General features: G+C 71.3%; 13 protein-coding genes and 3 tRNA genes. 8 read left to right on the top strand and 8 right to left on the bottom strand.

Annotation, left to right across the window (positions count from 1 at the left end; all coding sequences use genetic code 11):
* The first annotated feature begins 54 nt into the window (after positions 1-54).
* From ACZ5XS_RS37405 to ACZ5XS_RS37385, 5 genes are all read left to right on the top strand, one after another.
* A complete protein-coding gene (locus tag ACZ5XS_RS37405; RefSeq protein ID WP_468659059.1) occupies positions 55-2,439 on the top strand; it encodes a DNA polymerase III subunit gamma and tau in 2,385 nt (794 codons plus the stop codon).
* Between the two features lie 133 nt (positions 2,440-2,572).
* On the top strand, positions 2,573-3,823 hold the full coding sequence (purD, locus tag ACZ5XS_RS37400) for a phosphoribosylamine--glycine ligase (protein ID WP_468659057.1): 1,251 nt from the start codon (positions 2,573-2,575) through the stop codon (positions 3,821-3,823).
* A 388-nt stretch (positions 3,824-4,211) separates the two neighbouring features.
* Positions 4,212-6,317 carry a M48 family metalloprotease gene (locus ACZ5XS_RS37395; protein ID WP_468659055.1) on the top strand — a complete coding sequence of 702 codons (2,106 nt, stop codon included), beginning with the start codon at positions 4,212-4,214 and terminating at the stop codon, positions 6,315-6,317.
* Between the two features lie 292 nt (positions 6,318-6,609).
* Positions 6,610-8,100, top strand: a complete 1,491-nt coding sequence (locus tag ACZ5XS_RS37390) for a N,N-dimethylformamidase beta subunit family domain-containing protein (RefSeq protein WP_468659053.1) — start codon at positions 6,610-6,612, stop codon at positions 8,098-8,100.
* 85 nt (positions 8,101-8,185) lie between these two features.
* Positions 8,186-9,085, top strand: a complete 900-nt coding sequence (locus tag ACZ5XS_RS37385) for a phosphoribosylaminoimidazolesuccinocarboxamide synthase (RefSeq protein WP_468659051.1) — start codon at positions 8,186-8,188, stop codon at positions 9,083-9,085.
* Positions 9,086-9,133: 48 nt separating this feature from the next.
* Here the strand turns inward: ACZ5XS_RS37385 and ACZ5XS_RS37380 are convergent.
* The 8 genes from ACZ5XS_RS37380 to ACZ5XS_RS37345 all read right to left on the bottom strand — a co-directional run bounded on the left by ACZ5XS_RS37380 (position 9,134) and on the right by ACZ5XS_RS37345 (position 13,708).
* A tRNA-Gly gene (locus ACZ5XS_RS37380) sits at positions 9,134-9,206 on the bottom strand.
* A gap of 23 nt (positions 9,207-9,229) precedes the next feature.
* Positions 9,230-9,844 carry a response regulator gene (locus tag ACZ5XS_RS37375; protein WP_468659049.1) on the bottom strand — a complete coding sequence of 205 codons (615 nt, stop codon included), beginning with the start codon at positions 9,842-9,844 and terminating at the stop codon, positions 9,230-9,232.
* Complete coding sequence (locus tag ACZ5XS_RS37370; RefSeq protein WP_468659148.1) at positions 9,841-11,103, bottom strand: sensor histidine kinase; 1,263 nt, start codon at positions 11,101-11,103, stop codon at positions 9,841-9,843. Before ACZ5XS_RS37370 ends, ACZ5XS_RS37375 begins: the two co-directional genes overlap by 4 nt.
* Before the next feature lie 17 nt (positions 11,104-11,120).
* Positions 11,121-11,897 carry an ABC transporter permease gene (locus ACZ5XS_RS37365; RefSeq protein WP_468659047.1) on the bottom strand — a complete coding sequence of 259 codons (777 nt, stop codon included), beginning with the start codon at positions 11,895-11,897 and terminating at the stop codon, positions 11,121-11,123.
* Positions 11,894-12,877 carry an ABC transporter ATP-binding protein gene (locus ACZ5XS_RS37360; RefSeq protein ID WP_468659045.1) on the bottom strand — a complete coding sequence of 328 codons (984 nt, stop codon included), beginning with the start codon at positions 12,875-12,877 and terminating at the stop codon, positions 11,894-11,896. The genes ACZ5XS_RS37365 and ACZ5XS_RS37360 overlap by 4 nt, the downstream gene beginning before the upstream one ends.
* A 150-nt stretch (positions 12,878-13,027) precedes the next feature.
* A tRNA-Gly gene (locus ACZ5XS_RS37355) sits at positions 13,028-13,103 on the bottom strand.
* Between the two features lie 80 nt (positions 13,104-13,183).
* Positions 13,184-13,255, bottom strand: a tRNA-Gly gene (locus ACZ5XS_RS37350).
* Positions 13,256-13,390: 135 nt separating this feature from the next.
* The gene (locus ACZ5XS_RS37345; RefSeq protein WP_217235953.1) at positions 13,391-13,708 is read right to left on the bottom strand and encodes a histone-like nucleoid-structuring protein Lsr2; all 318 of its coding nucleotides are present in this window, start codon (positions 13,706-13,708) and stop codon (positions 13,391-13,393) included.
* Positions 13,709-14,059: 351 nt separating this feature from the next.
* Between ACZ5XS_RS37345 and purS the strand changes: the two genes are divergently transcribed.
* Genes purS through purL form a run of 3 tightly spaced genes read left to right on the top strand, consistent with a single transcriptional unit; the run spans position 14,060 to position 17,255 of the window.
* A complete protein-coding gene (purS, locus tag ACZ5XS_RS37340) occupies positions 14,060-14,323 on the top strand; it encodes a phosphoribosylformylglycinamidine synthase subunit PurS (protein WP_217235954.1) in 264 nt (87 codons plus the stop codon).
* Complete coding sequence (gene purQ, locus ACZ5XS_RS37335; protein WP_217235955.1) at positions 14,320-15,000, top strand: phosphoribosylformylglycinamidine synthase subunit PurQ; 681 nt, start codon at positions 14,320-14,322, stop codon at positions 14,998-15,000. Before purS ends, purQ begins: the two co-directional genes overlap by 4 nt.
* Entirely contained in the window at positions 14,997-17,255 is a 2,259-nt protein-coding gene (gene purL / locus ACZ5XS_RS37330; RefSeq protein ID WP_468659043.1) for a phosphoribosylformylglycinamidine synthase subunit PurL, read from the top strand. The genes purQ and purL overlap by 4 nt, the downstream gene beginning before the upstream one ends.
* The last annotated feature ends 131 nt before the right edge of the window (positions 17,256-17,386 follow it).

Here is a 17,386-nt window from a genome sequence, read left to right as displayed (position 1 = left end):
GGCGAGACCTGCGGGCGGGGTCCGTTGTCAGTGGGCGCCTATAACCTCGTATGCGTGTCGTCTCTCGCGTTGTACCGCCGCTATCGCCCGGAGTCGTTCGCCGAGGTCATCGGGCAGGAACATGTCACCGACCCGTTGCAGCAGGCGCTGCGGAACAACCGGGTCAATCACGCGTACCTGTTCAGCGGTCCGCGCGGATGCGGCAAGACGACCAGCGCGCGGATCCTGGCCAGGTGCCTGAACTGCGAGAAGGGGCCCACGCCGACGCCGTGCGGGGAGTGCCAGTCCTGTCAGGACCTCGCGAGGAACGGCCCCGGCTCCATCGACGTCATCGAGATCGACGCCGCTTCGCACGGTGGTGTGGACGACGCCCGTGACCTCCGGGAGAAGGCCTTCTTCGGGCCCGCCGGCAGCCGGTACAAGATCTACATCATCGACGAGGCCCACATGGTCACGTCGGCCGGCTTCAACGCGCTCCTCAAGGTCGTCGAGGAGCCGCCCGAGCATCTGAAGTTCATCTTCGCCACCACCGAGCCCGAGAAGGTCATCGGGACCATCCGGTCGCGGACGCACCACTATCCGTTCCGGCTCGTGCCGCCCGGGACGCTGCGCGAGTACCTCGCCGAGGTGTGCGGGCGGGAGGGAATCCCCGTCGAGGACGGGGTGCTGCCGCTCGTCGTGCGTGCCGGTGCGGGGTCCGTGCGTGACTCGATGTCCGTCATGGACCAGCTGCTCGCCGGAGCGGGGGCGGACGGTGTGACGTACGCCATGGCGACCTCCCTGCTCGGCTACACGGACCTGTCGCTTCTCGACTCCGTCGTCGAGGCTTTCGCGACCGGCGACGGCGCCGCCGCCTTCGAGGTCGTCGACCATGTCATCGAGGGGGGAAACGACCCCCGGCGGTTCGTCGCCGACCTGCTGGAGCGGCTGCGGGATCTGGTGATCCTCTCCGCGGTGCCGGACGCCGCTGAGAAGGGGCTCATCGACGCCCCCGCCGACGTCATCGAGCGGATGCAGGCCCAGGCCGGTACCTTCGGCGCCGCGGAGCTCACCCGCGCCGCCGACCTCGTCAACGCGGGGCTGACCGAGATGCGCGGCGCCACCTCCCCTCGCCTCCAGCTCGAACTCATCTGCGCGCGAGTGCTGCTGCCCGCCGCGTACGGCGACGAGCGCTCGGTCATGGCCCGCCTGGACCGCATCGAGCGCGGCGTGAACTTCTCCACGGGCGGCGGCGCGCCGGCCATGGGGTACGTACCGGGGCCGGACGCGCATGCACACGGGGGAGCGGTGGGAGGAACGGCGGCCGGGGTCGCTCCGGTCGCTCCGGTTCCGCCGGGGGGCGGTCCGGCCGCGGTTCGGGCCGCCGTACGGGCTTCCGGGGCGCCCGCCGGCGCCGCGGCCGCCGCGTCGGGGGCGCCCTTTGAGCAGGGGACCCCGGCAGGAGTGGGTGGGGCTGGAGCATCTGACGCTCCCGTCGACCGCCCGGCCGGTCCCGACCACGCCCAGCAGCCACCCCAGCCCGAGAACCCGCAGGCCCCGCAGGCCCCGCAGAGCCAACAGCCTCAGCCGTCCGAGCCACAGCCCCAGACCCAGTCGCCGCCCGCGGCAACCGGCTCCGCCCCCGGCGCCTGGCCCACCGCCGCGCCCGCGGGCGGGGGTCGACGGCCCGGCGGCTGGCCCACCGCGACGCCCGCCGGCGGCGGACAGCCCCCGGCCGCACAGAGCAGCCCACCCGCGCCTGCCCCCGCCCCTTCCGCACCGGCGGCCCCCCAGGCCGCGGCCCCCGCCTCCGCCTACGCCCCTCCGGCCGGCGGTCTCGACCCCCGCACGCTCTGGCCGAACATCCTGGAGGCCGTCAAGAACCGCCGCCGGTTCACCTGGATCCTGCTCAGCCAGAACGCGCAGGTGATCGGCTTCGACGGCACCACCCTCCAGCTCGGCTTCATCAACGCCGGCGCCCGTGACAACTTCTCGGGCAGCGGCAGCGAGGACGTGCTGAAGCAGGCGCTGGCCGAGCAGTTCAACGTGCAGTGGAAGATCGAGGCGATCGTCGACCCGTCGGGCGGCTCGGCCCCCCCGGCCCCCGGCGGCCCCACGGGCAGCGGCGGCGGTGGCGGTGGCGGCTACGGCGGTTCAGGAGGCGGCGGATACGGCAGCTCAGGCGGCGGCGGTTACGGCGGTGGCGCCACGGCCCCCCAGCGCCCGGCGTCCCCCCAGCCCACGTCCGCCCAACCCACGACGGCCACCTCGGCACCCACCTCCCCCTCCACCGGCGCCCCCGCCCCCCGGCCGTCCGCCCCGGAACCGCCCCCGGTCTCCCCCGAGGACGACACCCCGGAGGACGACGACCCCGATCTCGACGAGTCGGCCCTGTCCGGCCACCAACTCATCGTGAGAGAGCTGGGAGCGACAGTGGTGGAGGAGTTCTCGCACGAGTAGGAGGAGTTCTCGCACGAGTAGAGGGTGTCGCTCCGGAGAAACCATCGCTTTGGAGAAACCCACAACTCGCCACCTCCCACCCCTTCGGAAGCCCGCACAAACCAGCACGCCGCCCTCCCGATAGGCTGACCCCGTGAAGGTCCTCGTCATCGGCAGCGGTGCCCGCGAACACGCCCTGTGCCGTTCTCTGTCCCTCGACCCCGACGTCAGCGCGCTGTACTGCGCTCCCGGCAACGCCGGCATCGCCGAGGTCGCCGAGCTGCATCCGGTCGACGCGCTCGACGGCGCGGCCGTGTCCGCGCTGGCCGTGGAGCTCGGCGCCGACCTGGTCGTCGTAGGCCCGGAGGCGCCGCTCGTCGCCGGGGTCGCCGACGCCGTACGCGAGGCGGGCATCCCCGTCTTCGGCCCCTCCAAGGAGGCCGCGCAGCTCGAGGGCTCGAAGGCCTTCGCCAAGGAGGTCATGGCGGGAGCCGACGTACCCACCGCGCGGTCGTACGTCTGCACGACCCCGGAAGAGGTTGCCGAAGCTCTCGACGCCTTCGGCGCCCCTTACGTCGTCAAGGACGACGGGCTCGCCGCCGGCAAGGGCGTCGTGGTGACCGGCGACCTCGAGGAGGCCGCGGCGCACGCCAACGCCTGCGAGCGCGTGGTCATCGAGGAGTTCCTGGACGGCCCCGAGGTCTCCCTCTTCGCCATCACCGACGGCGTGACGGTCCGGCCCCTCCAGCCCGCCCAGGACTTCAAGCGCGCGCTGGACGGCGACGAGGGCCCGAACACCGGCGGCATGGGCGCGTACTCCCCGCTGCCCTGGGCCGACCCGAAGCTGGTGGACGAGGTCATGGAGACCGTCCTCCAGCCCACCGTCGACGAGATGCGCCGCCGCGGCACTCCCTTCTCCGGACTGCTGTACGCCGGTCTCGCGATCACCAGCCGCGGGGTACGGGTCATCGAGTTCAACGCCCGCTTCGGCGACCCCGAGACCCAGGTCGTGCTCGCCCGGCTGAAGACCCCGCTCGCCGGCGTGCTGATGGCCGCCGCCACCGGCAACCTCGCCGACCTGCCGCCCCTGCGCTGGAGCGACGAGGCCGCGGTCACCGTGGTCATCGCCTCGCACAACTACCCCGGCACCCCGCGCACCGGCGACCCGATCACCGGCCTGGACGAGGTGGCCGTGCAGGACGCCCCGCACGCGTACGTCCTGCACGCCGGGACCAGGCAGGAGGGCGACGACGTCGTCAGCGCCGGCGGACGCGTCCTGTCCGTCACGGCGGTCGGCGAGGACCTCACCGAGGCCCGCGACCGCGCGTACCGGGCCGTGGCCCGCGTCAACCTCGAGGGCTCCCAGCACCGTACGGATATCGCGGCGAAGGTCGCGGGGGCGTAAGTCCCGGCAATCGGGAGTCCGGCAGTCCGGAACCCCGAGAGTCTCCGAAGCGCCCGAAGACACCGAAAACCCGGAATCCCCTGGAAATCCCTGGAATCACCGGGCGTCGATGAACCCCGCAGGCCCCGGATCCGTCTCAGGATCCGGGGCCTGATCTTTGCGGTCCGTCATCCACCTCTCCCCAGAGCCATTCCATCGAGTGACCGATGCCCCATCCGGCTGACGGGGGCCGGGGGCCCAACTATGGTGCGGCGCAAGCGGTCCGGCACTTGGCCCACCGGCATTGCGATGTCAGGGGTCGGTGCCACAGTGGGGGAGTGAGCAACACCAGGAGAGCCGGGCGGACAGCCGGGCGGGCAGGACGGCAGGGAGGGGGCGAGGTCCGGTCATGACCGGTATGGGTGTGGAGGCGGGCGCGCAGGCAGCGCGTTCCCGAGCTCTGGCCGTGCTGCGCATCCGCAGCCGGGCGCTGGCCGTGGCGCTGCTGCCCGCGGCCGTCGCCGTCGTGCTGCTCGCCGGTGACTCCACCGGCCACCTCGTGGGCCCCGGCTGGGACGCCGCTCGGTGGACGATGTCCGTCGCCGCCGTCCTCGTCCTGGTCGCCGCCGCCGGCATCGCCCTGGTCGTCGCCCGCGCCCGGCCCGCCGTCAGCCCGACGGTCCCGATCGCCGAGGAGTCGGCCCCCGACCTCTACCGCATGGTGCGCGACCTCGCCGACCGTCTCGACGTCCCGGTGCCCTCCGCCATAGCGCTCACCCCGGACTGCGACAGCTGGCTGGAGGACCGCACCCACCCGGCCCACGGCCCGCCCGCCCGCGAGGGCCACGACGAGATAGCGGGCGTCCGCGGCTCCCACCGGCGTGCCACCACAGCGCCCGTCCTCGTCATCGGCTCCCCGTTCCTGTGGTGGATGCGCGTGGGCGAGCTGCGCGCGGTCCTCGCCCCGGTCGTCGCCGGTACAGGACCTTCGGCCCACCCGGACATAGCCGCGGCCCGACGCTTCGTACGGGGCCTGGACGCCGCGGTGGCCGTCACCTCGGCGACCGGCCGCAACGCCCTCGTCCGCCCGGTGCTCGCGGGTGTCGGCTGGGTCGCCCGTCTGCTGCTCCGCAGCTGTCGGGGCCATGCCGGCGAGATGGAGCGCGGGGTCGCCGCCGCGGCGGCCGAGCGTGCACAGGCTGTGGACTACGGCCTCCGGATCGTCGCCCAGGAACAGGTGGGCCTGGCGTACGCCGGCTGGGACCGGCTGCTGACCCGGGTCGCGCTTCCCGCCTGGCGGATGGGCCGCTGGCCCTCCCGGCTGGACGCGGGTGTCGTCGCGGCCCTCACCGAACTGTCCCGGCGCGACCGGCTGGCCGAGGGTTTCGCCTCCCGCCTGGGCGAGCGCCCCGCCTGCGACCTGCTGGAAGAGCCCGGCACAGTGGACGAGGCGACCTCACTGCTGGCCGCCCGCCTCTTCCACGGCGGACCCGCCGAACCCGGCCGTGACTGGGCCCCGGTGGACTGGCAGGAGTACCCGGACGAGGTCGTCGACCGCAAGTGGCGCACCGACGCGGCTCGCCTCCACCGCGTGCTGGACACCCTGGGCGTACGCCGCACCCCCGACCCCTCCTCCCCGGACCCCGACGGCGGACCGACCCTGGCCCGCGTCATGGACCACCTGACGGAACCCACGGCCACGACGCCTGCGCCCCAGACCGAAGCCGGGCGCCAGGGGGACGACCTCCCGAATGCCGGGCAGAGCCGGGCCGCGGACCGCAGAGAGAGGCCGGCGACCCCATACACCCCGGGAACCTCAGACACCTCAGACACCTCAGACACCTCAGGAGCCTTTCCCGGCGAGGCCGGGCAGAGCACCGAGACCCGCCCCGACGAAGACGCCCAACGCACCGCGCCCCATCCCCACGAGCTCACCGAGCCGACCGGGACCACACGGCCGACAGCGACAGCAGGGCCGACGGCCCCGACTGACCTGACCGAGCCCACCGCCCCCCACGCCGACGCCACCCCGGCCCTCGGCACCGATCCCGGCCCCGGCGTCGACCCCGACGACGACCTCCCCAGCACCGAACGCAGCTCCGCCCTCGCCGCCCGTCTCAGCGCCGAGATCGCCCGTGAAGAGGCATCGGCATCCGCGACCACCCCCACGGCCGGCGGTCCGCCCGCACCCGGCCAGGGCAGCGGAGGCAGCCCCGACACCGCCCTCTGGGACGACGGCACGCTCCCCCTCTTCCCCCTGCAGCCGCCCCGCACCGCCCGCGAGCTGCTCACCGACCACGTCACCGCGATGGTGTGCTGCGCCGCGATGGACACCGCCGGAGCGACCCCCGGCCTCGACTGGCTGGACGGCCCGTCCCTCATGGTCAACGGCGAACGCGCGGCGGATCTGGCCCCTCGCGTGCTCAGTCTGGTGGAGGACGGCGATCCCGTCCCTCTGCAGGCGTGGCTGGTCAAGTCCGGGATACGCCCGGAGAAGCCGGTCCGCCTCGTCTGACCACCGCCACCCCAAGCGGCGAAGGCCGGCGCGAACGGCACCCCCCTCGTACCGGACTCAGCAATTCCACTTCTGGCCAATTCGCAACGAGTAGTGACCGCCTGCGTGCGTAATGTGATGTGCTGGGACTGATCGGGCACACGGCAGGGGCCTACGGCACACGACAGCCACATGGCGCGAGAGCCGCATGCTCGACGGTCGAACGCCACAACAGCCACATGGCGCAGTAGCCACGTGACACAGGCGGCACAGCTGACACGGGCGTACGGGGGCGTGAGGGAGGGGAGCCACCATGGGATCGGAGCAGATCCGCCGCTGGGAGTCGGGAGCACTCGCGCACGCCGTGACGGACCCCTTCGGTCAGGGCCAGGTCCCCTGGCTCCGCGGCGCTGAGACGTACGTCGACGACACCGGCCAGATGGTCCCCTGGTACGTGGAGGCACCTCAGCAGCCGACGCGGAAGGACCCCCGCGTGCCCGCCCCGCGAGCCGCCGGAGGCCCCCGCTCCGCCGACGACGTCCGCCGCCAGATCAAGGGCTTCATCTCCACCGGCGCGGTCGCCCCCGGCGAGGCCGTCGACTTCCACATCACCGTCGACCCGCCCCAGGAGTTCGGCGTCGACATCTACCGCATCGGCCACTACGGCGGCGACGGTGCCGCGAAGATCACCACCAGCCCTCGCCTGTCGGGCATCGTCCAGCCCCCGCCGCTGACCGCGGAGCGTACGGTCTCCTGCCACCACTGGTGGCTGTCCTGGCGCCTGCAGATCCCGAGCTACTGGAGCATCGGCGCGTACGTCGCCGTCCTCACCACCGCCGACGGCTACCGCTCGCACATCCCGTTCACCGTCCGCGACGACCACCCGGCCGACCTGCTCCTCCTGCTGCCCGACATCACCTGGCAGGCGTACAACCTCTACCCGGAGGACGGCCGTACCGGTGCCAGCCTCTACCACGCCTGGGACGAGAACGGCCGGCTGCTCGGCGAGGCCGACGCCGCGACGACCATCTCCTTCGACCGCCCGTACGCGGGCGCCGGTCTGCCCCTCCACGTGGGCCACGCCTACGACTTCATCCGCTTCGCCGAGCGCTACGGCTACGACCTCGCCTACGCGGATGCCCGCGACCTGCACGCCGGCCGGGTCGACCCCACCCGCTACCGCGGCCTGGTCTTCCCCGGCCACGACGAGTACTGGTCGACGAACATGCGCCGCACCGTGGAACGCGCCCGCGAGAGGGGCACGAGCCTGGTCTTCCTCTCCGCCAACACCATGTACTGGCAGGTGGAGTTGGGTCCGTCCCCGTCCGGCGTCCCGGACCGCCTGCTCACCTGCAGAAAACGCCGGGGGCCGGGCAAGCCCGTGCTGTGGCGCGAGATCGACCGGCCCGAGCAGCAGTTGGTCGGCATCCAGTACGCCGGCCGCGTGCCCGAACCTCACCCCCTGATCGTGCGCAACGCCGACCACTGGATGTGGGAGGCGACCGGCGCGCACGAGGGCGACGAGATCGAGGGCCTGGTCGCGGGCGAGGCCGACCGCTACTTCCCGCGCACTCCGCTGCCCGAGCACGACGACCGCGTCCTGCTCGCCCACTCCCCGTACGCCGACAGCGAGGGAGTCCTCCGCCACCAGGAGACCTCCCTGTACCGGGCCCCCTCCGGAGCCCTGGTCTTCGCATCCGGGACGTTCGCGTGGTCACCGTCACTGGACCGTCCGGGCCACGTCGACCCCCGGGTCCAGCGCGCCACAGCAAACCTCCTGGACCGCATCTGCAAACACGACTGAGCCCCGCTCCACACACCCCGGACCAAGACCGATCCCCGGCATACGGGAGAATCGAGCCACTTGGACATCATCACGGGGAGGAACCGTGTCCGGATTCGTAGAAAAGCCCGAGCCGCTCCAGGTTCCGGGCCTGGTACACCTGCACACCGGCAAGGTGCGCGACCTGTACCAGAACGAGGCGGGCGACCTCGTGATGGTCGCCAGCGACCGCCTCTCGGCCTTCGACTGGGTGCTGCCCACCGAGATCCCCGACAAGGGGCGGGTCCTCACCCAGCTCTCCCTGTGGTGGTTCGACCAGCTCGCCGACCTGGCGCCCAACCACGTCCTGAGCACCGACCTGCCCGCGGGCGCCCCCGCCGACTGGGCCGGCCGCACCCTGATCTGCAAGTCCCTCCAGATGGTCCCGGTGGAGTGCGTGGCCCGCGGCTACCTCACCGGTTCGGGTCTGCTCGAGTACAACGAGTCCCGCACGGTCTGTGGCCTCGCCCTGTCCGAAGGCCTCGTCGACGGCTCGGAACTGCCCGCCCCGATCTTCACCCCGGCCACCAAGGCCGAGGTCGGCGAGCACGACGAGAACGTCTCCTACGAGGAGGTCGCACGGCAGGTCGGCGCCGACACCGCCGCCCAGCTGCGCCAGGCCACCCTCGCCGTCTACACACGGGGCCGGAACATCGCGCGGGACCGCGGGATCATCCTCGCGGACACCAAGTTCGAGTTCGGCTTCGAGGGGGAGACCCTGGTCCTCGCGGACGAGGTCCTCACCCCGGACTCCTCGCGCTTCTGGCCGGCCGACCAGTGGCAGCCGGGACGCGCGCAGCCGTCGTACGACAAGCAGTACGTCCGCGACTGGCTCACCTCGGCGGAGTCCGGCTGGGACCGCAAGAGCGAGCAGCCCCCGCCGCCGCTGCCCGAGCAGGTCGTGACCGCGACGCGCGCCAAGTACGTGGAGGCGTACGAGCGGCTGACGGGCACGAGCTGGTCGTAGCTCCCACGCGAGAAGCCCCCGGTGACAACCGGGGGCTTCTTCGAAGAGAGCGGACGACCAGGTTCGAACTGGCGACCTCAACCTTGGCAAGGTTGCGCTCTACCAACTGAGCTACGTCCGCACTGCGCCGTGGCGCGAGAGCAACTATACCCAACCTCGCTGCCGGGCGAGCCGCACCGCCGTGTGGCGGTTCTCCGCCCCGAGCTTGGAGACGGCCGACGACAGGTAGTTCCGTACGGTCCCCTGGGACAGCGCGGCCCGCTCGGCGATCTCCGCGACGGGCGCCCCGTCGGCGGCGAGCTCCAGGACCTCCGCCTCCCGCGCGGTCAGTGGCGAGTCCCCGGCGGAGATCGCGTCGGCGGCCAACTCGGGGTCGACGTAACGGTTCCCCGCGTGAACCGTGCGGATGATCTCCGCGAGCCGCTGCGCGCTGACGGTCTTCGGCACGAATCCCCGCACACCCGCCTCGAGGGCCCGCTTCAGATGTCCGGGCCGCCCGTGACTGGTCACGATCAGCACCCGGCAGTCGGGCAGTTCGGTCCGCAGGGATGTGGCGACCTTCACACCGTCCGCGCCGGGCATCTGGAGATCCAGGACGGCGACATCCGGAACGTGCGCACGGGCCATGGCCATCGCTTCGGGTCCGGTGGCCGCCTCGGCCACGACGACGAGATCGTCCTCGAGGGAGAGCAGCGCGGCGAGCGCACCCCGGATGAGGTGCTCGTCGTCGGCGAGCAGGAGTCGTACGGGAGAGGTCATGCCATGACCTCACGCGCACCTGCCGTGACCAACGGCACCTCCGCCACCACCCGGAACAGCCCTCCGTCGGCCGGACCCGCCTCCAACGTCCCCTCCACCGCCGCCAACCGTTCCCGCAGCCCGGCCAGCCCCGAACCGCCGGCACCGGAAGGAGCGGACGCCCCGTCGCTCCCCTCCGTCCCGGAAGGAACCGACGCCCCGTCGTTCTCCACCGTCAGGACCACCCGCCCCTCCCTCTCCCGGACCCCGACCGCGCACCACCCGGCGTCCCCGTGCCGGAGCACGTTGGTCGTCGCCTCCCGCACCGCCCACGCGAGCGCCGACTGCACCTCGGCCGGCAGCCCGGTCACCTCGCCCCCGGTCACCTCGCAGCGGATCCCCGCGGCCGTCAACACCCCATGCGCCCCGGCGAGTTCCACCCCCAGGTCGGCCTCCCGGTACCCCCGTACGACATCCCGCACCTCGCGCTGCGACTCCTGCGCGATCCGCTGCACCTCGATCATCTGGTCGACGGCCTCGGGCCGCCCGCGCCGCGCCAGCTGCACGGCGAGCTCGCTCTTCAGGGCGATCACGGCGAGGTTGCGCCCCATGACGTCGTGCAGGTCGCGCCCGAACCGCAGCCGTTCCTCGGCGACGGCGAGCCGGGCGCGGGTCTCCCGGGCCTCGTCGAGTTCGTAGAAGGCGTCGAGGAGCCAGACGGAGAACACGGAGGTGAAGGCGAAGAGCGCGGAGCCGAACAGCACGGCCAGCGTGACGACCAGCGCGGCGGCCCCGGGGGCGCCCAGGGCGAGCGACACGGCGCCGGCGCCGGCCCCGAAACCGCCGACGAGTGCGTACACGCGCCGCCGGTTGTGGACGCCGAGTGCGAGCGTGCCGGCGCCGAAGACCAGGACGACCCCGAAGACCCCGCCCGCCGCGCTGTCCACGCTCTCGCCGCCCGGACCGTACTCCGCGATCGCGAGGGCCGCGCAGGCGACCGCAGCGGTGATCGCGCCGAGCGTCCACAGCAGCCGTACGGGCTGCTCACGCCGACCGCGCGTCCAGTCCAGCGCCCGCGACGCGGTCACCGCGCACACCGCCCCGTGGACGCCCACCATCAGCAGCAGCCAGCCCGCGAGCCACAGCTCGACCTGCCCGAACCCGGTGAGCCCGATGGCCGCGATCTCCAGCACCGCGAAGAAGTGGAACGTCGACCGTGTGTAGGTCTCCACCTTCGCCGGTGTGCTCTTGCCCCGCCACCATCTGGCCGGTCCCCGCACGTCCATGCCCCCGTTCCTCAGCGTCGGGGCTCCCACCGGAACCACCGCCGTACAGCGAACACACCCAACACCGTCCAGGCCAGCCCGGTCAGCACGGCCCCCACCGCCTCGTACGCCGACAGCTCACCGGTCCACCCGCCCCGCACCAGCGTGATCACCGGTGTCAGCGGCAGCAGTTCGAGCACCGAAGCCACCCGGTCCGGCATCAACTCCAGCGGTACGGTGACCCCGGACCCCACCATCGAGGCCATCACGAGCGGCATGGAGGTGACCTGCGCGCTCTCCACGGTACGCGTCAGGCCCGCCGTCACAGCAGCCAGCACCGCACTCAGCACCAACCCCAACCCGACGCCGATCACCGCCAGTTGGGGAGCCTCAGGAGCCGGTACGTCAAGGAGGACGGTGCAGCCCGCCGCCAGGACCAGGCACTGCACCAGCCCTGTGGCGACGGCCGGCAGCGCGGCCCCGGCGAGGATCTCCCGGTCCCGCGGCTCGCCGGTGCGCAGCCGCTTGAGGACGAGTTCCTCGCGCCGCCCGACGAAGACGCCCACGAGCGCCGAGTACACGGCGAACAGCAGCGAGAACCCGACGGCCCCGGGCAGCAGCACCAGCCCGATGCTGAGCCCGGACCCCTCGAGGTCCATGTCCTCGGCCACCGACCGCACACTGACCGGCAGCACCAGCGGCACGAACACCGCCGTGACGATCATGCCCTTGCTCCGCCCGAACAGCGTCAGCTCGGCCCGCGCGAGTGCCGCGACACGCCCCGCCGGAGTGGTGACGGCTCCACTCATGACACGTACTCCTCAACAGTCCCGAGGCCCGCTTGAGTCTCAGAGCCCTCTTGTGATGCCGCCCGGGCAATCCCCAGGAACGCCTCCTCCAGCGACGCCGACCGCACATCGAGGCGGCCCAGCCCGACCCCGGCCCGCTCGGCCCACCGCAGCACCCCGGTCGCCGCCCGCTGCAGCTCCCGGGTCCGCAGCCGTACGACGTTCCCCTCGACCTCGTGCCCGCACACCCCCAGTTCACCGAGAGGCGGCAGATCCCCCAGGAAGTAGCCGTCGGGCAGCACGAAGGAGATCCGGGACGGCTGCGCGGCGGTCACCTCGGCCGGTGTCCCCGCGACCGCGATCCGCCCTTCGTGCAGGATGGCGAGCCGGTCGGCGAGGTCCTCGGCCTCCTCCAGGTAGTGCGTGGTCAGCAGCACGGTCGTCCCCCCGTCGCGCAGCGCGCGCACCAACTCCCAGGTCTGCCGGCGTCCTTCGGCGTCCAGGCCGGTCGTCGGCTCGTCCAGGAACAGCACCTCGGGCCTGCCGAGCAGCGCGAGCGCGAGGTCCAGGCGCCGCCGCTCACCCCCGGACAGCTGCTTCACCCGTACGCCCGACCTGCCCTCCAGCCCGACCAGCGCGAGCGCCTCCCCCTCGGGCCGTGCCCCGCTCACGCACCCGGCCCACATCCGCGCGGTCTCGGCGACGGTCAGCTCGGACGGAAAGCCGCCCTCCTGCAACATCACGCCCGTCCGGGGCCGTACGGCGGCCCGCTCGGCGTAGGGATCCAGGCCGAGGATCCGCACCCGCCCCGCGGCCGGCCGCGCGAGCCCTTCCAGCAGTTCCACCGTGGATGTCTTGCCCGCCCCGTTGGTGCCCAGCAGGGCGAAGATCTCGCCGCGGCGCACGGAGAAGGAGATTCCGCGTACCGCTTCGAACCCGCCCCCGTACACACGCCGCAGGTCAGTGACCTCAATCACGTGTTCGTGTCCGTCGGTTTCCATGCCTTCAGCGTTCCGCCGACACGGGCCCGGCAGCAGTGCGGGCTGTCATCAGTCGGCGTGACAAATGTCAGAAGACCGCGCGCCGCGCACACCCACCGGGCGCTGGAGGAACACGAAAAGGACCCCGGTCAATGACCGGGGTCCTTTTCATGGAGCGGACGACCAGGTTCGAACTGGCGACCTCAACCTTGGCAAGGTTGCGCTCTACCAACTGAGCTACGTCCGCATTGCCTCCGACCGGCTCTCACCGATCGGCGCGAGCACCATCCTACCTGATCCACAAGAGTGGTCGAGCTGGTGGTGCAGAGCGGGTGACAGGAATTGCACACTGCGCCTTCCCCCTGGAAGGGGGATGTTCTACTACTGAACTACACCCGCGTGTACTTCGGAGCCGGACCTTTCGGCCTTGCCCCTCGGCGTGCTTCAGACTCTAGCTGACCAGGAGGGGTGCTGCGCAAGTCGGCTGGCCTCAGGGCCCGGTGACGGACCCTGAGCACGCAACCGAGGCGGCTGTCACTGCGCGGCGGCGAATGCCTCGTAGACCTTCTTGGGGATCCGCCCGCGCGCCGGGACGTCCATCTTGTTGGCCTGGGCCCAGGCCCGGACGGCCGCCGGGTCGGGCGCGATCTCCGTCTGCCGGTAGGCCTTGCCCGACCTCGACCGCTTGCGGCCGGCCTCCACGTACGGCTCGAGCGTCTCACGCAGTTTCTTGGCATTGATCTGGTTCAGGTCGATCTCGTACGACTTGCCGTCGAGTCCGAAGGCGATCGTTTCCGCCGCTTCCGAGCCGTCGATGTCGTCAAAGAGAGTGACCACGACACGCTGCGCCACGAATATCGGTCCCTTCGTGCGGCATCTCTGCGATGACGTGCCAGGACGTCCTGGAGATGCCGACTGTCCGCCTGTTATTGGGCAAAGTATCGGCTATTGCCAATTCATTTGTACAGTGCCCGGCATTGCATTGTGAAGCTCGACTAAATCTGCCCGCGTGTCTCCGGCGCAATAGGCGTGGTGCATCGATTCGGGATCTTTCCCTGAACTTTTCGTGAAGGCGCCCTTCCGATACCGGATCGTGACAGCCGTCACGTACTTTCCTACAACTCTACCCGCGTAGAAATTTTGTGCGGGTAGTCTGAAGACACCTGCAGGAACCTGCTCAGCACCACAACACCGGGAGTGCCAGTGGCACGCGTCGTAGTCGACGTCATGCTCAAGCCGGAGATCCTCGACCCCCAGGGCCAGGCGGTGCAGCGCGCACTGCCGCGGCTGGGTTTCGAAGGCATCTCGGACGTACGTCAGGGAAAGCGATTTGAACTGGAAGTTGACGGGCCGGTCGACGAGGCCACGCTCGCCCGCATCCACGATCTCGCGGAATCCTTCCTCGCCAACACCGTGATCGAGGACTTCACCGTCAAGGTGGAGGAAGTCGCGGAGGCCGCGAAGTGACCGCTCGTATTGGCGTCGTCACTTTCCCGGGCAGCCTCGACGACCGGGACACCCAGCGCGCGATCCGCCTCGCGGGCGCCGAGCCGGTCGCCCTGTGGCACAAGGACAAGGACCTTCACCAGGTCGACGCCGTGGTGCTGTGCGGCGGTTTCTCCTACGGCGACTACCTGCGGGCCGGCGCCATCGCCCGGTTCTCGCCGGTGATGGAGCCCCTCATCGAGCAGGCGAAGGCCGGACTGCCGGTCCTCGGCATCTGCAACGGCTTCCAGATCCTCACCGAGGCCCACCTGCTCCCGGGCGGGATGCTCGGCAACGACCACCTCCACTTCATCTGCCGCGACCAGAAGCTGCGGGTGGAGAACGCGGACACCGCCTGGACGACCGACTACACGGCCGGCCAGGAGATCAACATTCCGCTGAAGAACATGGACGGCCGGTACGTCGCCGACGAGTACACGCTCGACAAGCTCGAGGGTGAGGGCCGCGTCGCGTTCCGCTACGTCGACTTCAACCCGAACGGCTCGCTGCGGGACATCGCCGGCATCAGCAACGAGGCCGGCAACGTCGTGGGCCTGATGCCGCACCCGGAGCACGCCGTGGAGCCGCTGATCGGCACCGGCCGCACCGACGGCCTCCCCTTCTTCACCTCGATCCTCAAGAAGCTGGTCAACGCATGAGCCGGACGCCTCTGGACACGGTCGAGCACGCGACCGCGACCCCCGACGTCGAGCTGCCCTGGGCCGAACTCGGTCTGAAGAAGGACGAGTACGAGCGGGTCGTGGAGATCCTCGGCCGCCGGCCCACCGGTGCCGAGCTCGCCATGTACTCCGTCATGTGGTCCGAGCACTGCTCGTACAAGTCGTCGAAGGTGCACCTGCGCCAGTTCGGCGAGAAGGCCCCGCAGTCCGACGCCCTGCTGGTCGGGATCGGCGAGAACGCCGGTGTCGTGGACGTCGGCCAGGGCTACGCGGTCACCTTCAAGGTCGAGTCGCACAACCACCCGTCGTACGTGGAGCCGTACCAGGGTGCCGCGACCGGTGTCGGCGGCATCGTCCGCGACATCATCGCGATGGGTGCGCGCCCGGTCGCCGTCGTGGACCCCCTCCGTTTCGGCGCTGCCGACCACCCCGACACCAAGCGCGTGCTGCCCGGTGTCGTCGCCGGCATCGGCGGCTACGGCAACTGCCTGGGCCTGCCGAACATCGGCGGCGAGGTCGTCTTCGACGCCTGCTACCAGGGCAACCCGCTGGTCAACGCCGGTGCCATCGGTGTGATGCGGCACGAGGACATCCACCTCGCGAAGGCGTCCGGCGCGGGCAACAAGGTCATCCTGTACGGGGCCCGCACGGGCGGCGACGGCATCGGCGGCGCGTCGATCCTCGCCTCGGAGACCTTCGACGACGCCAAGCCGTCGAAGCGTCCGGCCGTCCAGGTGGGCGACCCCTTCCAGGAGAAGCTGCTCATCGAGTGCACCCTGGAGGCTTTCCAGGAGAAGCTGGTCGTCGGCATCCAGGACCTGGGTGCGGCGGGCCTGTCCTGCGCCACCAGCGAGCTGGCGTCCAACGGCTCCGGCGGCATGCGCGTCACCCTGGACGACGTACCGCTGCGCGACTCCACCCTCTCGCCCGAGGAAATCCTCATGAGCGAGTCGCAGGAGCGCATGTGCGCGGTCGTCGAGCCGGGCAAGGTCGACCGCTTCCTGGAGATCTGCGACAAGTGGGACGTCATCGCCACCGTCATCGGTGAGGTGACCGACGGCGACCGCCTGGAGATCTACTGGCACGGCGGCAAGATCGTCGACGTCGACCCGCGGACCGTCGCCCACGACGGCCCGGTCTACGAGCGTCCCTACGCCCGCCCGTCCTGGCAGGACGCGCTCCAGGCGGACGACGCGAACAAGCTGCCCCGCCCGCAGACGAGCGAGGAGCTGAAGGACCAGGTCCTGAAGCTGGTGTCGTCCCCGAACCAGGCCTCCAAGTCCTGGATCACCTCCCAGTACGACCACTTCGTGCAGGGCAACACGGTGCTGGCCCAGCCCGAGGACTCGGGCATGATCCGCATCGACGAGGAGACCGGGCTCGGCGTCGCCATCGCGACCGACGGCAACGGCCGCTACGCCAAGCTCGACCCGTACGCGGGTGCGCAGCTGGCACTCTCGGAGGCGTACCGGAACGTGGCGACGACCGGCGCCAAGCCGCTCGCCGTCTCCGACTGCCTGAACTTCGGTTCGCCCGAGGACCCGGCGGTCATGTGGCAGTTCGCGGAGGCCATCCGTGGTCTCGCCGACGCCTGCCAGCAGCTCGGCACCCCGGTGACCGGCGGCAACGTCTCCCTCTACAACCAGACGGGCGAGGTGGCCATCCACCCCACCCCGGTGGTCGCGGTCCTGGGCGTCATCGACGACGTCGCCCGCCGCACGCCGGTCGCCTTCCAGGAGGAGGGGCAGCTGCTCTACCTCCTCGGCGACACCCGTGAGGAATTCGGCGGCTCGGCCTGGTCGCAGGTCGTGCACGACCACCTCGGCGGGCTGCCGCCGAAGGTCGACCTGGAGCGGGAGCGGCTGCTGGCCGAGATCCTGATCTCCGCCTCCCGCGACGGCATGATCGACTCCGCGCACGACCTGTCCGACGGCGGCCTGATCCAGGCCGTGGTCGAGTCGGCGCTGCTCGGACGCAAGGGCGCGCGTCTGGTCGTACCGGACGGGCTCGACGCCTTCACCTTCCTCTTCTCGGAGTCGGCCGGCCGCGCGGTCGTCGCCGTGCCCCGCTCGGAAGAGCTCCGCTTCAACGACATGTGCGGCGCGCGCGGTCTGCCCGTCATCCGCATCGGTGTCGTGGACGGGGAGACGGTCGAGCTGCAGGGCGAGTTCGAGCTGTCGCTGGAGGAGCTGCGCGAGGTGCACGAGCGGACGATCCCGGCGCTGCTCGCGTAAGGACGCCTGCGGAAGGCCCCGTCCGGCCCCTGGGTTGGCGGATTCTAGGGATCGTCGCAACACGTGATTGGTTGTGTCAGACGGCGAGCAGTTTATGCAGGCGCTCGGCTGGGGTTTCCCAGCCGAGCGTC

The organism is Streptomyces sp. NPDC033131 (genome assembly GCF_055578365.1).
The sequence above is the reverse complement of the archived record's forward strand: the minus strand, read 5'-3'. Positions and strand labels throughout refer to the sequence as shown.